The organism is Pseudoduganella rivuli (assembly GCF_009674485.1).
GTDB classification, from domain to species: Bacteria; Pseudomonadota; Gammaproteobacteria; order Burkholderiales; family Burkholderiaceae_D; genus Rugamonas; species Rugamonas rivuli_B.
The window spans coordinates 65131-80783 of record NZ_WKJJ01000021.1; the positions used below are offsets into that span (position 1 = coordinate 65131).

Consider the following 15653-nt stretch of genomic DNA (forward strand, 5'->3'; position numbering starts at 1 on the left):
CTCAAACGCTTTGCAGGAAGCCCTGCAGCGACGCGGCGATCCACGCATCGGCCGCGCTGGCGGCCTGCGCCAGCGGCTCGTCGACAAACGCCAGTCCCGTAGCCTGCACATAGCTGATGTTGCGCAATCCCACCACGCCCAGCGCCGCGCTCAGGTACGGGCGGAAGAAGTCCGGCTGCTTGGGTGGATCGCGGAACATGGCGCCGCCCGACGTCACCGCCACCAGCACCGGCCGGTCGCGCAGCAGGCCCACTTTGCCTTCCGGCGTGTTTCTGAACGTCACGCCATTGCGCACCACCAGGTCGATCCACAATTTCAGCGCGGCCGGGACCGTGAAGTTGTGCACCGGCGATGCGATCACGACGATATCCGCCCGCTCCAGTTCCGCGACCAGTTCATCGGACAATTCCAAATGCTCGCCGTAACGGTCCAGCGCTTCGTCATAGGGCAGCAGCAGCGATTCCGCATATTCGGCCGACATTGGCGGCAAAGGCTGCGCGCCCAGGTGGCGCTCCGTCAGCACGACGGTGCTGCCGCACTGCTCCTGCAGCGCGCCCGCCAGGCGCCGCCCCAGCTGGCTGCTGGTGGCGTTGGCCTTGCGCGGGCTGGCTTCGATCAACAGTAATTCCAACGTACTCATGCCGGTTCCCGTTCAGGACAGCGCCGGTGGCGTGCGGGACGCGATGTTCAGGCGGTTCCACAGGTTGATTTCGCCGATCGCCAGGGTCAGGTGCGCGATTTCCTGCTCGGTGAACTCCGCGCTGACTTGCGCATAGGCGGCGTCCGGCACGTCCTGGCCCGTCAGCACCGTCACGGCTTCGGCCCAGGCCAGCGCCGCCCGTTCGCGCGGGCTGAAGACCGGCGCATCGCGCCACACGGCGGCCAGGTTGACCTGATGCTCGCTCAGGCCATGTTCGCGCCCCAGCGGCACGTGCATGGCGACGCAGGCCGCACAACCGTTGATCTGCGATACCCGCAGGCGCACCAGTTCCAGCAATCCCACGTTCAGGCCGGAATTCTGCACTTTCAGATGCACGCCATACATGGCCTTGTAGCCTTCAGGGATCAGTTTGCTTGGGTCGAATCGCTGGCTCATTTCATTTCCTTTCGCAGTGCAGTGGTTGATGAACGTATCGTAGAGCTGACGTGGTACGATGCATATACCCATTTAGCGAAGAATTGATTAGGCCACTTTGTCGTGAAACTTGCGGAAGAACTGGAATTCGCCCTGGGGGCGCGTCCGCCGGGCAGTACGCTGCAACGCTGGTTGTACAGCGAATTGCGGGAAGCCATCCTGTCGGGGCGGCTGGCCGCGGGGCAGCGCTTGCCCTCTACCCGCGATTTTGCGCGCCAGCACAAGATCTCCCGTGGCACGGTGCTGGCGGTCTACGAACAATTGATTGCCGAGGGTTACCTGGCGGGGGCGACGGGGAGCGGCACCACGGTGTCGCCCAAATTGCCGAATAAGCCACCATTGAAGCCGGCGGCGCCCGCTCCTGCCGGCGCCACCCTGCCCCGCTTGTCACAACAGGGCCGATTGCTTGCCGCCAGTCCCTTTCCGTTGCGGGATAACGGCGTGGTGGTACCGTTCCGCGCCAATCAGCCGGACGTGACGGCATTCCCGCTGCCGACGTGGCGGCGGCTGTCCACCCGCTACAGCCGGACCAGGCTGGTGCACGAAATGGGCAACAGCGACGCCGCCGGCTATGCGCCGCTGCGCCACGCCATCGCGGAACATTTGCGCTTTTCCCAGCGCATTGCCTGCGACGCGGAACAGGTCATCATTTTCTCCAGCTCGCAACAGGCGCTCGACCTGTGCGCCCGTCTGCTGCTCGATCCCGGCGATACGGTGCTGCTGGAAGATCCCGGCTACCCCGGCGCGCAGCGCATCTTCCGGCAGGCGGGGGCATCGGTGCAGGGCGTGCCGGTCGACGTGCAAGGCTTGCGCACCGATCCGCCCTTGCCCGTGGCACCCGGCATCAGGCTGGCCTATGTGACGGCCACGCACCAGGCGCCACTCAGCGGCACGTTGCCGCTCGAACGCCGGCTGGCCTTGCTGGAGTGGGCCGACGCCTGCGACGCCACCATCATCGAAGACGATTACGACGGCGAATTCCGCTTCGACGGCATGCCGCTGCCCGCCCTGAAAAGCCTGGACCGCAACGGACGGGTACTGTACATGGGATCGTTCAGCAAGCTGCTGTTTCCATCGCTGCGGCTGGCATATCTCGTGGTGCCGGATGGATGGACCGATGCCTTCGCCTCCGCGCTGTCGATGACTTGCCGCCATGTGCCGGTGTTCCAGCAGGCGGTGCTGTCGGCCTTCATCGAAGACGGCCACTTCGCCCGCCACTTGCGGCAGATGCGCCTGCTGTACGGCAGCCGGGCGCAGGAATTCCAGCGCGCATGCAAAGCGCGCTGCGACGGGATGCTGGACGTACTGCCAGTCAGTACCGGGCTGGACGCCACGGCATTGCTGCCGGCGGGAACCGATGACAGCGCGGTCGCCGCCGCGCTGGGGCAACAGGGCATCATGGCGCGGCCACTGTCGTTTTACCGCGTGCAGCACCCCGCCCCGCCGGGGCTGGTGCTGGGGTTTTCTTGTTTCGATGGGCTGGCCATCCGGGAGGGGATGGGGCGGATGGGGGAAGTGCTGGAGCGACTCAGGCGGATCGGCGGCAGTTGAAAACGTTCTTCAGGTCGACACATCCATTGCGCTGCCGCCGCCCGACGGGGGTGGATCTTTCGGCCCCTGTTTGTCCCGATCCTTGGCAAAGGAACTGCGCAGCATCATTTTGTGCTTATTCCTGGAACCACCGTTGCATTCCGAGCAGGACAACACCAAGTTCCAGTGGTCTTCGCCCGCACGGTCGGTTTCCGCTTCTGTAAACAGAGCGGCCAGCTCAGACGAAGCGCTTTTTCCCAGCTCCTGCTTGACTACATGGTCCCCCTCCACGCCTGCGGAGCCGATCAGTTTCTTGCACCAGTAGCATTGGAACACGACGGACCGGGTGCCCAGGATATCCACCACGGCAAACTGGCTGTTCCGGTAGGCCCGATTGATGACGATCGCTTTATACGATCCACCGGGCCAATCATCCAGCATCACTGTAACGCCATTGCAATCTGTACGGAGTGGCATTGCTAGTCTCCCTTTTTTCGTAAATAAACCGGCGAATTGCGGGCGGACACTGGATGAGCTGCCGGCAAGCTCCCGTTGATCGACATACCCGCACGCCGATTCTCCCACTGCCGGAGCACATGCCGCCGCAAACCGCCAGACCGTTGCGGTTGACGGGGATTCCGCCTTGCGTCTTGCAAGAGCGGCTCGTGCGCAGACGAAAAAAAAGCCCGACGCAGGCCGGGCTTGTGTACGGAAGGCGGCTAGGCGCCGCCAATGCCAGTGGGGTTACGACGCTTCTTTCAACTGCTCCAGAATCGCCGGATTTTCCAGGGTCGACACGTCTTGCGTGATCGCCTCGCCCTTGGCCAGCACGCGCAGCAAACGGCGCATGATCTTGCCGGAACGGGTCTTCGGCAGGTTGTCGCCAAAGCGGATTTCCTTCGGTTTCGCGATCGGGCCGATTTCCTTGGCCACCCAGTTGCGCAATTCCAGCGCCAGCTTTTTCGCATCGTCGCCAGTCGGACGGGCTTGTTTCAGCACGACGAACGCGCAGATCGACTCACCCGTGGTTTCATCCGGCTTGCCCACCACGGCCGCTTCCGCCACCAGCGGATTGGCCACCAGCGCCGATTCGATTTCCATCGTGCCCATGCGGTGGCCCGACACGTTCAGCACGTCGTCGATCCGGCCGGTAATCGTGAAGTAACCGGTGTCCTTGTGACGGATCGCACCGTCGCCGGCCAGGTAGTATTTGCCGCCGAATTCATCCGGGAAGTAGCTGGACTTGAAGCGGTCCGGGTTGTTCCAGATGGTGCGGATCATCGATGGCCATGGACGTTTCACCACCAGGATGCCGCCCTGGCCGTTCGGCACGTCGTGACCCGCTTCGTCGACGATGGCGGTCATGATGCCAGGCAGCGGCAACGTGCACGAACCCGGCGTCATTGGCGTGGCGCCCGGCAGCGGCGTGATCATGTGGCCGCCCGTTTCGGTTTGCCAGAAGGTGTCGATGATCGGGCACTGTTCTTTGCCCACGTTCTTGTAGTACCACATCCATGCTTCCGGATTGATCGGCTCGCCGACGGAACCCAGCAGGCGCAAGGACGACAGGTCGAAACTCTTCGGATGCACTTTCTCATCCGCGTCCGATGCCTTGATCAGCGAACGGATCGCGGTCGGCGCCGTGTAGAAGATCGATACTTTATGCTTGGCGATGGTTTCCCAGAAGCGGCCCGCATGCGGGAAGGTCGGAATGCCTTCGAACACAATCTGGGTCGCGCCCACCGACAGCGGACCGTAGGCGATGTAGGTGTGGCCCGTGACCCAGCCTATATCGGCGGTGCACCAGAACACGTCGGCCGGCTTGATGTCGAAGGTCCACTTCATCGTCAGATTGGCCCACAGCAGGTAGCCGCCCGTCGAGTGCTGCACGCCTTTCGGGGTGCCGGTGGAACCGGACGTGTACAGGATGAACAGCGGGTGCTCCGCTTCCACCCATTCCGGTTCGCATTCGGCGCTCTGGTGGTCGACCAGGTCGTTCAACCAGATGTCACGCCCTTCCTTGAAGGCGATCGGGTTGCCGGTGCGCTTGTAGACGATCACGTCCTTGATGCTGTCACAGCCGCCCAGCGCCAGCGCGTCGTCGACGATGGATTTCAGCGGCAGGAATTTGCCGCCGCGCAGTTGCTCGTCACCGGTGATGACGGCCACCGCGCCCGCGTCGATGATGCGCTCCTGCAGCGACTTGGCGGAGAAGCCGCCAAACACCACCGAGTGCGTCGCGCCGATCCGCGCGCAAGCCTGCATCGCTGCCACGCCTTCGACCGACATCGACATGTAAATAATCACGCGGTCGCCCTTCTTGATGCCGCGCGATTTCAGGCCGTTGGCGAATTTGCAGACTTTTTCATGCAGTTGCTGGTAAGTGACCCTGGTCACCGCGCCGTCGTCCGCTTCGAAGATGATGGCGGTCTTGTCGGCGTTACCGTTTTGCAGGTTGCGGTCCAGGCAATTGTAAGACGCGTTCAGCTTGCCGTCTTCGAACCATTTGTAGAACGGGGCGTTGTCTTCGTTCAGCGTGCGCGTGAACGGCACTTTCCAGTCGACGTTTTCGCGGGCCAGGCGGGCCCAGAAGCCTTCGAAATCCTGCTCGGCTTCGGCACACAGCGCGTTATACGCATCCATGCCGGAAATCCTGGCGTTGGCCACGAACGATGCCGGTGGGTTGAAAAGGCGGGATTCTTGTGGGCCTTGGTGATCGGTAGTCTGCGAGGTCATGCTTGGTCTCCGTGTGATGATTGTTTGACTACACCTTAAATGTAGTCGCTTACTGATGCCTTACGAGTGGCAAGCTGCAGCCAGCCAACTGGTATTAAGCTGGTATTCAAATAAGCATTTCTACAATTTTACGGCAACTCCGCGTTGCGGTGCAGCAGGAAAATCACATGTAGAATGTCGGCATTGATTTTTTGCAGCAAGGAGCGTGTTTTAATGGCTGATCGTGATCCTGGTAGTCCCAACCAACAACCGATCAAACTGGCGCCACTACCGGCGTTCATCTTCATGTCCCGCTGGCTGCAGTTGCCGTTGTACCTGGGGCTGATCCTTGCACAGTGCGTCTACGTTTTCCACTTCTGGGTTGAACTGAAGGACTTGATTGGCGCGGCGCTGGGCAGCGAGTCCGCGCTGCAGCACATATTCCAGGCGGTCGCGGTGCCCGGCGCGAAGATGCCGGACAAATTGAATGAGACCACCATCATGCTGGTGGTATTGGGGCTGATCGACGTGGTCATGATCTCGAACCTGTTGATCATGGTGATCGTGGGCGGCTATGAAACCTTCGTGTCGCGCATGCGGCTGGAAGGCCATCCGGACCAGCCGGAGTGGCTGTCGCACGTGAATGCGTCCGTGCTGAAGACCAAGCTGGCGATGGCGATCGTCGGCATTTCGTCGATCCACCTGTTAAAGACGTTTATCAATGCCGGCTCGTACGAGCCCCCTGTCATCATCGCGCAGACCGGCATTCACATCGTATTCCTGTTGTCCACGATCGCGATCGCGTACACGGATCACCTGATGACCAAAACTCAGGCAATAACAATAAAGCACCACTGACCGCGTATTTTTTCCATCTCTAGCGAGTTCACCATGACCATCATCAAGCAAGACGATCTGATCGAATCCGTAGCCGCCGCGCTGCAGTACATCAGCTATTACCACCCGGCCGACTACATCCAGCACCTGGCGCGCGCTTACGAAGTAGAGCAAAGCCCTGCCGCCAAGGATGCGATCGCACAGATCCTGACCAACTCGCGCATGTGCGCGGAAGGCAAGCGTCCGATTTGCCAGGATACCGGCATCGTCAACGTCTTCCTGAAGATCGGCATGGGTGTGCGCTTTGAAGGCTTCACCGGCACCGTCACCGACGCGATCAACGAAGGCGTGCGCCGCGCCTACAACTTCGCGGACAACAAGCTGCGCGCGTCGATCGTGGCCGACCCGCACTTCGAGCGCAAGAACACCAAGGACAACACGCCGGCCGTGGTGCACATGGAACTGGTGGAAGGCGACACGGTCGACGTGAGCGTCGCGGCCAAAGGCGGCGGCTCCGAGAACAAGACCAAGTTCGTCATGCTGAACCCATCGGACTCGCTGGTGGACTGGGTCCTGAAAACCGTACCGCTGATGGGCGCCGGCTGGTGCCCGCCTGGCATGCTGGGTATCGGTATCGGCGGCTCCGCTGAAAAAGCCATGCTGATGGCCAAAGAGTCGCTGATGGAAGACATCGACATGTACGAGCTGAAGCAGCGCGGTCCCCGCAACAAGACCGAAGAACTGCGTATCGAACTGTGCGACAAGATCAATGCACTGGGCATCGGCGCGCAGGGCCTGGGCGGCCTGACGACCGTGCTGGACGTGAAGATCAACATGTACCCGACCCACGCGGCGTCGAAGCCGGTCGCCATGATCCCGAACTGCGCCGCGACCCGCCACGCGCACTTCGTGCTGGATGGTTCCGGTCCTGCGTACATCGAACCACCGAAGCTGTCCGACTGGCCGGATGTGTCGTGGGCGCCGGATACCGAAAAATCCAAGCGCGTCGACCTCAACACGCTGACCCGCGAAGAAGTGGCATCGTGGAAGCCCGGCCAGACCCTGCTGCTGAACGGCAAAATGCTGACCGGCCGCGACGCCGCGCACAAGCGCATCCAGGACATGCTGGCCAAGGGCGAATCGCTGCCGGTGGACTTCACCAACCGCGTCATCTACTACGTGGGCCCGGTCGATCCGGTGCGCGACGAAGTCGTTGGCCCGGCCGGCCCGACCACCGCGACCCGCATGGACAAGTTCACCGACATGATGCTGGAAAAAACCGGCCTGATTTCCATGATCGGCAAAGCGGAACGCGGCCCTGCCGCCATCGAGTCGATCAAGAAGCATAAATCGGCATACCTGATGGCGGTCGGCGGCTCCGCTTACCTGGTGTCGAAGGCGATCAAGCAGGCCAAGGTGGTCGGCTTCGAAGACCTGGGCATGGAAGCGATCTACGAGTTCGACGTGGTCGACATGCCGGTCACCGTGGCGGTGGATTCGGAAGGCACGTCGGTGCACAACACCGGTCCTAAAGAGTGGCAGGCCAAGATCGAGCAGCTGAACGTGGCGGTCGTCGCCAAGTAAGCTGACGTCAGACCCTGCTGCCCGAGGCGGATCATTGCGATCCGCCTTATTTATTTGCGCCGTATATACTGCTGGAATGACTTCTCATCCCCCTTTCCCCACCCCGGCCGACGCCCCGATCGGCGTCTTCGACTCCGGCGTCGGCGGCTTGTCCGTGCTGCGCCATATCCGCGCCCAGCTGCCGCAGGAACACTTGATTTACCTGGCCGACTCCGGCCACGCGCCCTATGGCGGCAAGACGGAAGCGTTCGTGGTGGAGCGCGCGCTGGCGATTGCCGCGTATCTGACGGGCAAAGGCGTCAAGGCGCTGGTAGTCGCCTGCAATACCGCGACAGTGGCCGCGATCAAGGCGGTGCGCGCGCACTACCCTGAATTGCCGGTGGTCGGCGTGGAACCGGGCCTGAAGCCCGGCGCCGCCGCCACGCGCAACGGCAAGGTCGGCGTGCTGGCCACCGTGCGCACGCTGCAAGGCGAAAAGCTGCTGCAACTGCGCGACCAGATCGCGGCAAGCACCGGTGCGCAATTCCTGCTGCAACCGTGTCCCGGCCTGGTCGACCTGATCGAACAGGGAGAATTGGATAGCGCCGCCACCGATGCGCTGCTGACCGGCTTCATCGCCCCGCTGCTGGAACAAGGGGCCGACACGCTGGTCTTGGGCTGCACCCATTACCCGTTCGTGCTGCCCGCCATCGAGCGCGCCGTGCTTGCTGCCGGCGGCCATGACGTGAAACTGATCGACACCGGCGACGCGGTGGCGCGCCAGCTGGCGCGGCTGCTGGAAGGCGGCGGTTTGCAGCGCCCGGGCAGTGTCGGCCACCCGCCCATGCTGCACGGTTACACCACCGGCGGCGTCGATGCGCTGGCGCCGGCCTTCCGTTCGCTGCTGCAACTCGATGTTGTCGTGGAGCCGCTGAAAATTTAATCAAATAAGCAATTTTCACAAAAAAGTGGCGATTACCCTTTGCAAGTTCCGGATCCGCCTATATAATTCGGTCCTGTCTTGCAGAACACAGCACAGACAGTAGCAGTAAAGCAGTAAAACAGCGGTGGCTGTAGCTCAGTTGGTAGAGTCCAGGATTGTGATTCCTGTTGTCGTGGGTTCGAGCCCCATCAGTCACCCCAAAATTTCAAATCAGGTCAATTAGTTAGCGAGATTGATCTGTTCCGCAAAGTGAAATTTTCCAACGCATTGGGAAATTTTCCAAACGTAGCGAAGAGATGGCCGCCTTGTGCGGCCTTTTTTTTTGCTTAAGGTCAATGGCGTTGCGGTTGCGCTTCGGCTGCGAAGCATCCTCGTTACGCGCCAAATGAAACCTCCAGCGCGGTGGAAACTCATTTCCCTTAGCTTCTGCTGCCGCCGTTGAAGGCAATTCCGGAAAGACTTCGCCTCCCATAAATCTTGAGAAAACCGTATGAAGAAAATTCTAACTTCCCTTCATAAGCAACCTCTGTGGATACAAATCCTAATCCAATTACTAAATGAGTATGCCCTTCCTCTTATATTGAGTACCATTTGGACCCTTTGGAACTCATCAAGCGCCGCCACTTACAAGGAGATATTAAAAGATGGATTACTAAATTTCTTTGCTATCGGATGGGCGTTTAGTCAATGGAATCGAGTTAAAAAACAGATCAAGACCGAAAAGGGGATTACGGATGTCAGAACCGGCATTAACGACTTGGTCGAAAAGCTAGAGAACAAAACGAACGATTTGATTGGATACGCTACTGGCGGAGATAGCTTCTGTGAGCTTAAGTTTTCCATGTCAACATCCGAAAACATCGATATGCTGATTTTTACCCATCACGGCAAGTTTCCTTTAACTGAGATTAGCGCTCGGCTGGCAAACCTCGACGAATTCGATAGACCAGTGCCACTAATTTTTTCCGAAATACTAAGCGGGAAAAACACATATGAGATCGAATCATCTATTCCCGAACATGTGCAAGCAGTTCCACCGAAAGTAAAAATACCAGTTTCCATAAACAAGCCCATCAGACTAAATGTGTTCTACACAGCGCGAAACGGAAGTTTCATGCAATGCTTAAGAATGAAATACCAGGATGGGAAGTGGTTAGAAGCCTCCAGGATTTTCCGAGATGAAAAGTTAATACACGAAAAAATTGACGCAGCGTTCCCGCGCACTTCCGAAGGCGATGTAGACTGGAATTAAATTAGCGCAGATTTTCAGTGTGGATTAGTATCGGGACAGCCGCCCGTATTTCCAGCGACCTCGCTCGTCGCCGATTCCTCTGCCGGTGGGCGGGTCATGCAAAGCCAAGATTGCGTGTAATCGACCTTCGCCCCGCCTGCTTGACCTTACGCTCGAACCTCGTCAAAACAAAACGATACTGCTCAATCCAAAGGATCCGAGGCTCGACCAGCTCCATCAGCCGTGACAAGTACGAGTACTTGCCTTTAAATTTCTTCTCCTTTCACATAGATTTTTTGAGACGGTCGCGATGCTTGATTTCGGACTGGATGACGACTTTGACCTGCGTCCGCGCCACCGCGACTGTTAGCGTTGCCTGCGCAGTGATGTAGTCGATGTGCCATTGACCAGCTTCACGCCCACCGTGCATGGCGCCCATGCAGAACACACTATCCCGATCGACGCACAAGTTAGCCACCGTACCTATGGGGGCTAAACGCAATCGGCCAGCCGGCTAAGCATTGAGTTCACCCAAGCACATGCGCCGCTCGTATTCGCGGCGGCGCGTCAAACCAGCAACGCGCCGGCCGCCAGCATAGTCTCGGGCCAGCACGCCGTTGCATGCGCTCATGAGGGCGCCCGGTTCAACTTCTTAAGCAGCGACGAATGGCAGAACAAGCTCCTCCCGAAGTTGTACGTGAACGACGTGTATGCATCATATTCGTACTCCTTGATACGTGGCGTTGCTTGAGTGTTGGTCCTCACCCGGGCGCGCAGGTGTTTCGGGCAGCACCCTCTACCGTCACGCACCTACGTACGACAAGCAGGAAAGCTACAGGGACGTGACGCAGAGACAAGCATCCAGCGGTCCTATTGCATTTGTTTGCGCAGACGTCTGCGCACAGGCCAGCAGCGCCGCGCAATAGCTCTGGCGGCCCGCTGTCGGCCCTTGAATAAAAAAGCCCGGACTTGCCGGGCAATCAACGAACTGCTGTGTATCCCCCGCTATGCTGCTGATCGAGACGGGATACCACCTTCCGGCGTTGAAAATTCTCAAAATATGTTTCTTGCTGCTACTATCTGTTACACCTCACAGGTTTATGGAGATAATGATATGCGTTTGCTTGACAGTTATTTCACGAATACCCCAAAGGATTGCCTTTACCATTACACGAGTTTTTCATCCTTACTCGGCATAATTTCAAACAAAGAGCTATGGATTAGTGATGTGCACTACATGAATGACAGTCGAGAAATGTTGCAAGCTTGCGAGGCTATTGAACACCTTCTCGAACCCATTTTAGCGTTCGAGCAAGATAGCGATAAAAAAGCGCTGATGTGGCAATTCGGGAAATGGCTAAGCAACGTTCGCAATTACACGCGCGGCCACCTTTTCATTTTTTCGCTATCTGAGCAAATGAGCATTTTGAGTCAATGGCGAAGCTACACTCCTCATGGGAAAGGAGTTAGTATCGGTTTTAGTCGGGAATTACTTTCAAGACTCGCCACAAGTCCAGGATTTAGATTAGGGAGATGTTTATACCAAAAAAAAGAACAGGAACAGTTACTTTCTGATCTATTAGAAAAACTCTGGGAAACTGCCCGAACCGAGCACACCGATTTAAGAGGCCGTTACACTATTGATAAATATTCTTATACACCAGTATTTTTGAAGCATGCAACAACAATTTATCAGGTGATGGCCTTAGTTAAACATGAGGCATTTTCCGAAGAGCGGGAGTGGCGCCTTATATCGCCAATGTACTCGGACTTAAGTCCTTGCAATTTCCGAGAAGGAAAATCCATGTTAATTCCCTACATCAAATGTCCGATTGGACAGATGCAGAATATGTTCTCTTCGGTCTTACTAGGGCCAACTCCGCATACAGAGTTGGCGTTAGAGTCTTTAACCGCCTATCTCGCGAACAGCAAGGTCTGTGACACAATCGTTTCTTGCGGAATTCCTTACAGAGAGTGGTGAGCATAGAATTGACGCTTAGAGCCCTACAGCCGAAACTGCGCCTCGAAATCGGAAGCGCCGAATCGACTGTAGGGGCACGGGACATCCCGGCAGACTGGTTGTGCATACGGACATCAACGAACGTTCTTCGGACCGCAATGGACAAATAGCAGATGCCGTGTCAAGTCATTTCAAGATGGTTTGCAAATTATTCTTTGCGCGACCAACCACCCTCGCCACTTCATGCCGGTTTCAAAAAATCTGTTAACACTCATTGAGTCGAAGACGCCGCAGAGAAATGGTGTGCACATAATGAATGAATCCTTTGATGTTTTCAACCGCCGCAACGACATAATCCATCGTTGTGCTTAGGTGCTGGCCGTTCGCACTGGTGCTTTTAGTCTTCTTTCGGTATAACTCGTTTACGAAACCTCGGTTGTGCACGACAAGGTTACGGCGATATACGTGCTCTCTAATAGCCTCCCATGCATCGAAGTTCGATAAAGAAATATTCGCCTTTTTCTCAAAATATACGGCGATATCATCTATGCTCCCACGTCCCAATCCATCTGCCTCCCGATTCGCAAGTGCTTCCCTTACCGCTGCCATTGACCGGTAGGAAAGAACTTCTTCACAGGACATTTGGTTACTACTCCGCAGCATTTCAGGACGCGCAAGCAGCATCTCTCTCGCGTAGTCTTTCAGAAAGGCTTCCAGTCTAGAAATTACGTACACCAACGACATTTCAGCCATAAAGCTCTGCTGTTTCACAGGTATGGCAAACTTCAACATCAACGCCGCAACGCGGTCGGACACATCGAGTTCGAAGACCTTTTCTGGCTTTCGAGTAATTCTCCTTTTAGCTTTCGTAGCGGTAGAAAGGACTGCCTCGCCGATGGAATTCAGTTGCGCAATCTCAGCTGCCGTGAACGATTGTGTTTCTGGGATGGGACGTAATTTCTCAGCAAGATTCTGATGAATCTCCTGCGCAAACTCGCCAATCAGCCTTATATCATTAACTGAGCTTTCGACGATACGCTGCAAATATTTTGATGATGTCATAAGCCCTAACGCACGGCAGAAATCGACGCACCCTTAGCGTGACTAGGTTAAATGGATGATTGGGAAAACCGTATATTTTCAGCCACCTGATTGACGTATTTACCCGAAAGCGAAAATGGCATAACAGATGGCATATCGGTCACCCATTTTACGAGTTCAATGGCTAAATAGCTTATCTAGCTCAGCTTCGACTTCACATAAGTCTCGTAAAACAACTTCACGACTGCCAACAGCTTTATAAATTGGTTAGGAGCCGCTACACCAGTACAGTTTAAAAAGACTGCCCATGTCATCTGAACTTCTGGAATTTGATCATACTTCTGCTTCGCGAAATCATCAACGGATTAAGAGCCAGCTTGTATTCACTCCGGTGGGTCAGTTTTCAACCGGCGTTGACACTTCACCCGCTTGTCGGACACACGGCCGACGAACTAGAACGCCAATACGCCGGACAGGATGGCACGGTCTTCCGCATCGTACAGGAGTACAACGGCATCCCAGCCGCTGACGCTGGATTTAAGACCACCACGTACATAGCCTGGCCAAGCTGTAAAGCAGCAGCACTTAATACGCTGCCAGCGGCCGCACCAGGAAATTCAACCCGTCGGCCCACCACAGGTCCAGCGGCTGTATTTGCATAAAGGCTGCTGGTGTGCATAGCGTCCATGAACAACTCTGTGTTCGTATTGAAGAATCTTTCATGCCTTGCGTCCCTTGCTCCGGAATGGGGGATCAACATACGGCAGTATGATCGGCGCTTAGAAAAACTAGCAAAGGCAACCGAGTAATACAAAATGGTCGAGCAGGAAAGGCAAAACTAAGCAAGCTCCACTTCAGCTTTTGCCAAGTACACAATCGCAGCAGCAGTCTGATGCAATGCATACGCAACCATATGGGAAGGCACCTCTGTGACTTCAGCACCCTGACCGTGCCCCCCCCATCTTATTTCTTACCGTTGGAACTCCACTTTCAAGCATTGAGCGAAGGCCGGAGAAGTGCTTCGCCCAAAATTCCGGGATCAATTTTTTCTCAAACATAAGACCTACCAATGGTGTTGCTGTAGCGTTTTCCGGAAGAGCCCAATTCCGCTTTTTAGCAATAACCTTTATGGTGCTTTCCAAAGCTTTTAATGCGGAAATGAGGGCATCCTTCATATGCCCGTGCCGATAGTGCTCATAGGCAGCGTGATACTCCTCTTCGGCACCGGCATAAGCCTCATCATGCAAGATGGCTAAAGCAGGACGAACGACTTCAGAATGCAACAACTGCGAATCTACCCGAACTATTAACCCAGCTTCAAATTGATATCCTATCGCATGCTCACGGAACCGGACGTTTAATTCGTTTAAAGCTTCATCCGCTTTCTCACTCGCCGAATTATCATTTTTATAATAAACCTCCCGGGTGAATTTATCGATTATCCGGAAGGAGATCTCAATTGCATCTAACACCCGCTCGTGATTTGTCTCGTCTAATATAAAATCATACAACTCAGTGGGAATATCACGCGACCGATGCCCTTTCTTCGGCAGTAGTTCGAAGAGGCCATATTCACGACGTAAAGTAGAAACAATAAAATCGATGGCATCCCTGACCCGGCGGAATTTAATATAGTCAATGGGGGTTCCTAGCGCATCCTGCATTACATGGATAATCTGGACGCGTAATGGTTGCGGAATTTCGTCATAAGCATAGATCTCCGGAATACCCCCTTTCAATCGCCGCTGCCTCTTCGAGTACAGATCAAAAACGCCCACAACACCTCCCTTGCATAAAGAGAAAATTTTCCAACGGCCCCGCTACAGACCGCATTTTAGCATGGCAAATCCCCCTATCCCGTTGGAAAGTTTTTATGTTAAGATACTGATTAATAGGCTTTTTTTGAGGATTGAGGCTTGGCTTGCGATTCCTGTTGTCGTGGGTTCGAGCCCCATCAGTCACCCCAAAATTTTAAAGCCCAGCCTCGCGCTGGGCTTTTCATTTTCCCGTACACTTCATGCTTAGCGGAACTGTCGGGTTCATGCCACTATGACTAATACTTCCTCATTCCCCTTCGTGATCGGTGTCGCCGGTGGCAGCGGCAGTGGCAAATCCACGGTGACGCAGCAAGTGCTGGCCGCCTTTGGCGCCGACGTGGTATCCGTCGTCATGCAGGACGACTATTACGCGGACCAGACCCACCTCGCGCCCGACGTGCGCCGCAAGGCCAATTACGATCACCCGGACGCCTTTGACTGGCCACTGCTGATCGAACAGGTCCACACGCTGCGCAGCGGCCAGGCCATCGAGATGCCGGTGTACGACTTCACCATCGACAACCGCTCGACCGACACGATTCACGTCAAACCCGCGCCGGTGATTGTCATCGAAGGCTTGTTTGCCCTGTTCGATCCCGCCCTGCGCGACATGATGTCGCTGAAGATCTTCGTCGACACGGCATCGGACGTGCGCTTCATCCGCCGCCTGCAACGCGATATTTCCGAACGGGGCCGCAGCATGGACAGCGTGATCGGGCAATACATGGAAACCGTGCGCCCGATGTACAAGCAATTCATCGAGCCGACCAAACGCCACGCCGACGTCATCCTGCCGCACGGCGCCAACGGGCCGGCGGTGGATGTCATTACCACCAAAGTCGCCAGCGTGATTGATGCCCTGAAGCAGGGGTGAGCTTACA

17 protein-coding genes and 1 tRNA gene are annotated in these 15653 nt (G+C 56.4%); 8 read left to right on the forward strand and 10 right to left on the reverse strand.

The window, feature by feature from the left end:
* Nucleotide 1: 1 nt before the first annotated feature.
* Both GJ700_RS27830 and GJ700_RS27835 read right to left on the reverse strand, forming a co-directional pair.
* The gene (locus tag GJ700_RS27830) at nt 2-640 is read right to left on the reverse strand and encodes an FMN-dependent NADH-azoreductase (protein WP_154380172.1); all 639 of its coding nucleotides are present in this window, start codon (nt 638-640) and stop codon (nt 2-4) included.
* A gap of 12 nt (nt 641-652) precedes the next feature.
* Nucleotides 653-1096 carry a carboxymuconolactone decarboxylase family protein gene (locus tag GJ700_RS27835; RefSeq protein ID WP_154380174.1) on the reverse strand — a complete coding sequence of 148 codons (444 nt, stop codon included), beginning with the start codon at nt 1094-1096 and terminating at the stop codon, nt 653-655.
* A gap of 102 nt (nt 1097-1198) precedes the next feature.
* On the opposite strand from GJ700_RS27835, the gene pdxR reads away from it, so the two are divergent.
* On the forward strand, nt 1199-2686 hold the full coding sequence (gene pdxR, locus GJ700_RS27840; protein ID WP_371868161.1) for a MocR-like pyridoxine biosynthesis transcription factor PdxR: 1488 nt from the start codon (nt 1199-1201) through the stop codon (nt 2684-2686).
* A 9-nt stretch (nt 2687-2695) separates the two neighbouring features.
* On the opposite strand, the gene GJ700_RS27845 is transcribed toward pdxR, so the two are convergent.
* Together GJ700_RS27845 and acs are read right to left on the reverse strand one after the other, a co-directional pair.
* Nucleotides 2696-3142: an HNH endonuclease gene (locus tag GJ700_RS27845; protein ID WP_154380176.1), complete on the reverse strand. Its 447-nt coding sequence runs from the start codon at nt 3140-3142 to the stop codon at nt 2696-2698.
* A gap of 267 nt (nt 3143-3409) precedes the next feature.
* Entirely contained in the window at nt 3410-5401 is a 1992-nt protein-coding gene (gene acs / locus GJ700_RS27850) for an acetate--CoA ligase (RefSeq protein ID WP_154380178.1), read from the reverse strand.
* Nucleotides 5402-5686: 285 nt separating this feature from the next.
* Here acs and GJ700_RS27855 point away from each other — a divergent pair, with 285 nt between their 5' ends.
* From GJ700_RS27855 to GJ700_RS27870, 4 genes are all read left to right on the forward strand, one after another.
* Nucleotides 5687-6238, forward strand: coding sequence for a YqhA family protein (locus GJ700_RS27855; protein WP_229507292.1), 552 nt, complete (start codon nt 5687-5689; stop codon nt 6236-6238).
* 33 nt (nt 6239-6271) lie between these two features.
* Nucleotides 6272-7801, forward strand: coding sequence for a fumarate hydratase (locus GJ700_RS27860; RefSeq protein WP_154380182.1), 1530 nt, complete (start codon nt 6272-6274; stop codon nt 7799-7801).
* Nucleotides 7802-7877: 76 nt separating this feature from the next.
* Nucleotides 7878-8723, forward strand: a complete 846-nt coding sequence (gene murI, locus GJ700_RS27865) for a glutamate racemase (protein WP_154380184.1) — start codon at nt 7878-7880, stop codon at nt 8721-8723.
* Between the two features lie 124 nt (nt 8724-8847).
* A tRNA-His gene (locus tag GJ700_RS27870) sits at nt 8848-8923 on the forward strand.
* Nucleotides 8924-8946: 23 nt separating this feature from the next.
* On the opposite strand, the gene GJ700_RS27875 is transcribed toward GJ700_RS27870, so the two are convergent.
* Nucleotides 8947-9195, reverse strand: coding sequence for a hypothetical protein (locus GJ700_RS27875; RefSeq protein ID WP_154380186.1), 249 nt, complete (start codon nt 9193-9195; stop codon nt 8947-8949).
* 18 nt (nt 9196-9213) lie between these two features.
* On the opposite strand from GJ700_RS27875, the gene GJ700_RS27880 reads away from it, so the two are divergent.
* Nucleotides 9214-9975, forward strand: a complete 762-nt coding sequence (locus GJ700_RS27880) for a hypothetical protein (protein ID WP_154380188.1) — start codon at nt 9214-9216, stop codon at nt 9973-9975.
* Between the two features lie 262 nt (nt 9976-10237).
* Here the strand turns inward: GJ700_RS27880 and GJ700_RS27885 are convergent, their stop codons facing one another.
* Together GJ700_RS27885 and GJ700_RS36305 are read right to left on the reverse strand one after the other, a co-directional pair.
* A complete protein-coding gene (locus GJ700_RS27885; protein ID WP_154380190.1) occupies nt 10238-10393 on the reverse strand; it encodes a hypothetical protein in 156 nt (51 codons plus the stop codon).
* 188 nt (nt 10394-10581) lie between these two features.
* A complete protein-coding gene (locus tag GJ700_RS36305; RefSeq protein ID WP_371868163.1) occupies nt 10582-10764 on the reverse strand; it encodes a glycoside hydrolase family protein in 183 nt (60 codons plus the stop codon).
* Nucleotides 10765-10903: 139 nt separating this feature from the next.
* On the opposite strand from GJ700_RS36305, the gene GJ700_RS27890 reads away from it, so the two are divergent.
* On the forward strand, nt 10904-11935 hold the full coding sequence (locus GJ700_RS27890) for a DUF2971 domain-containing protein (RefSeq protein WP_154380192.1): 1032 nt from the start codon (nt 10904-10906) through the stop codon (nt 11933-11935).
* 243 nt (nt 11936-12178) lie between these two features.
* Here the strand turns inward: GJ700_RS27890 and GJ700_RS27895 are convergent, their stop codons facing one another.
* The 3 genes from GJ700_RS27895 to GJ700_RS27900 form a co-directional block, all read right to left on the reverse strand.
* Entirely contained in the window at nt 12179-12958 is a 780-nt protein-coding gene (locus tag GJ700_RS27895) for a hypothetical protein (RefSeq protein WP_154380193.1), read from the reverse strand.
* Between the two features lie 835 nt (nt 12959-13793).
* The gene (locus tag GJ700_RS36310; RefSeq protein WP_371868166.1) at nt 13794-13868 is read right to left on the reverse strand and encodes a hypothetical protein; all 75 of its coding nucleotides are present in this window, start codon (nt 13866-13868) and stop codon (nt 13794-13796) included.
* 22 nt (nt 13869-13890) lie between these two features.
* Entirely contained in the window at nt 13891-14733 is an 843-nt protein-coding gene (locus GJ700_RS27900; RefSeq protein ID WP_195764032.1) for an abortive infection family protein, read from the reverse strand.
* 271 nt (nt 14734-15004) lie between these two features.
* On the opposite strand from GJ700_RS27900, the gene udk reads away from it, so the two are divergent.
* Nucleotides 15005-15646, forward strand: a complete 642-nt coding sequence (udk, locus tag GJ700_RS27905) for a uridine kinase (protein WP_154380195.1) — start codon at nt 15005-15007, stop codon at nt 15644-15646.
* Nucleotides 15647-15653: the final 7 nt, after the last annotated feature.

Excerpts from the sequence above, each read along its gene's own strand:
- GJ700_RS27880 (WP_154380188.1), top strand. The coding sequence starts at position 9,214 with ATGAAGAAAATTCTAACTTCCCTTCATAAGCAACCTCTGTGGATACAA.
- acs (WP_154380178.1), bottom strand. The coding sequence starts at position 5,401 with ATGACCTCGCAGACTACCGATCACCAAGGCCCACAAGAATCCCGCCTT.
- GJ700_RS27830 (WP_154380172.1), bottom strand. The coding sequence starts at position 640 with ATGAGTACGTTGGAATTACTGTTGATCGAAGCCAGCCCGCGCAAGGCC.
- GJ700_RS27875 (WP_154380186.1), bottom strand. The coding sequence starts at position 9,195 with ATGGGAGGCGAAGTCTTTCCGGAATTGCCTTCAACGGCGGCAGCAGAA.
- udk (WP_154380195.1), top strand. The coding sequence starts at position 15,005 with ATGACTAATACTTCCTCATTCCCCTTCGTGATCGGTGTCGCCGGTGGC.
- GJ700_RS27860 (WP_154380182.1), top strand. The coding sequence starts at position 6,272 with ATGACCATCATCAAGCAAGACGATCTGATCGAATCCGTAGCCGCCGCG.
- GJ700_RS27845 (WP_154380176.1), bottom strand. The coding sequence starts at position 3,142 with ATGCCACTCCGTACAGATTGCAATGGCGTTACAGTGATGCTGGATGAT.
- GJ700_RS27855 (WP_229507292.1), top strand. The coding sequence starts at position 5,687 with ATGTCCCGCTGGCTGCAGTTGCCGTTGTACCTGGGGCTGATCCTTGCA.
- GJ700_RS27885 (WP_154380190.1), bottom strand. The coding sequence starts at position 10,393 with ATGGGCGCCATGCACGGTGGGCGTGAAGCTGGTCAATGGCACATCGAC.
- GJ700_RS27835 (WP_154380174.1), bottom strand. The coding sequence starts at position 1,096 with ATGAGCCAGCGATTCGACCCAAGCAAACTGATCCCTGAAGGCTACAAG.
- murI (WP_154380184.1), top strand. The coding sequence starts at position 7,878 with ATGACTTCTCATCCCCCTTTCCCCACCCCGGCCGACGCCCCGATCGGC.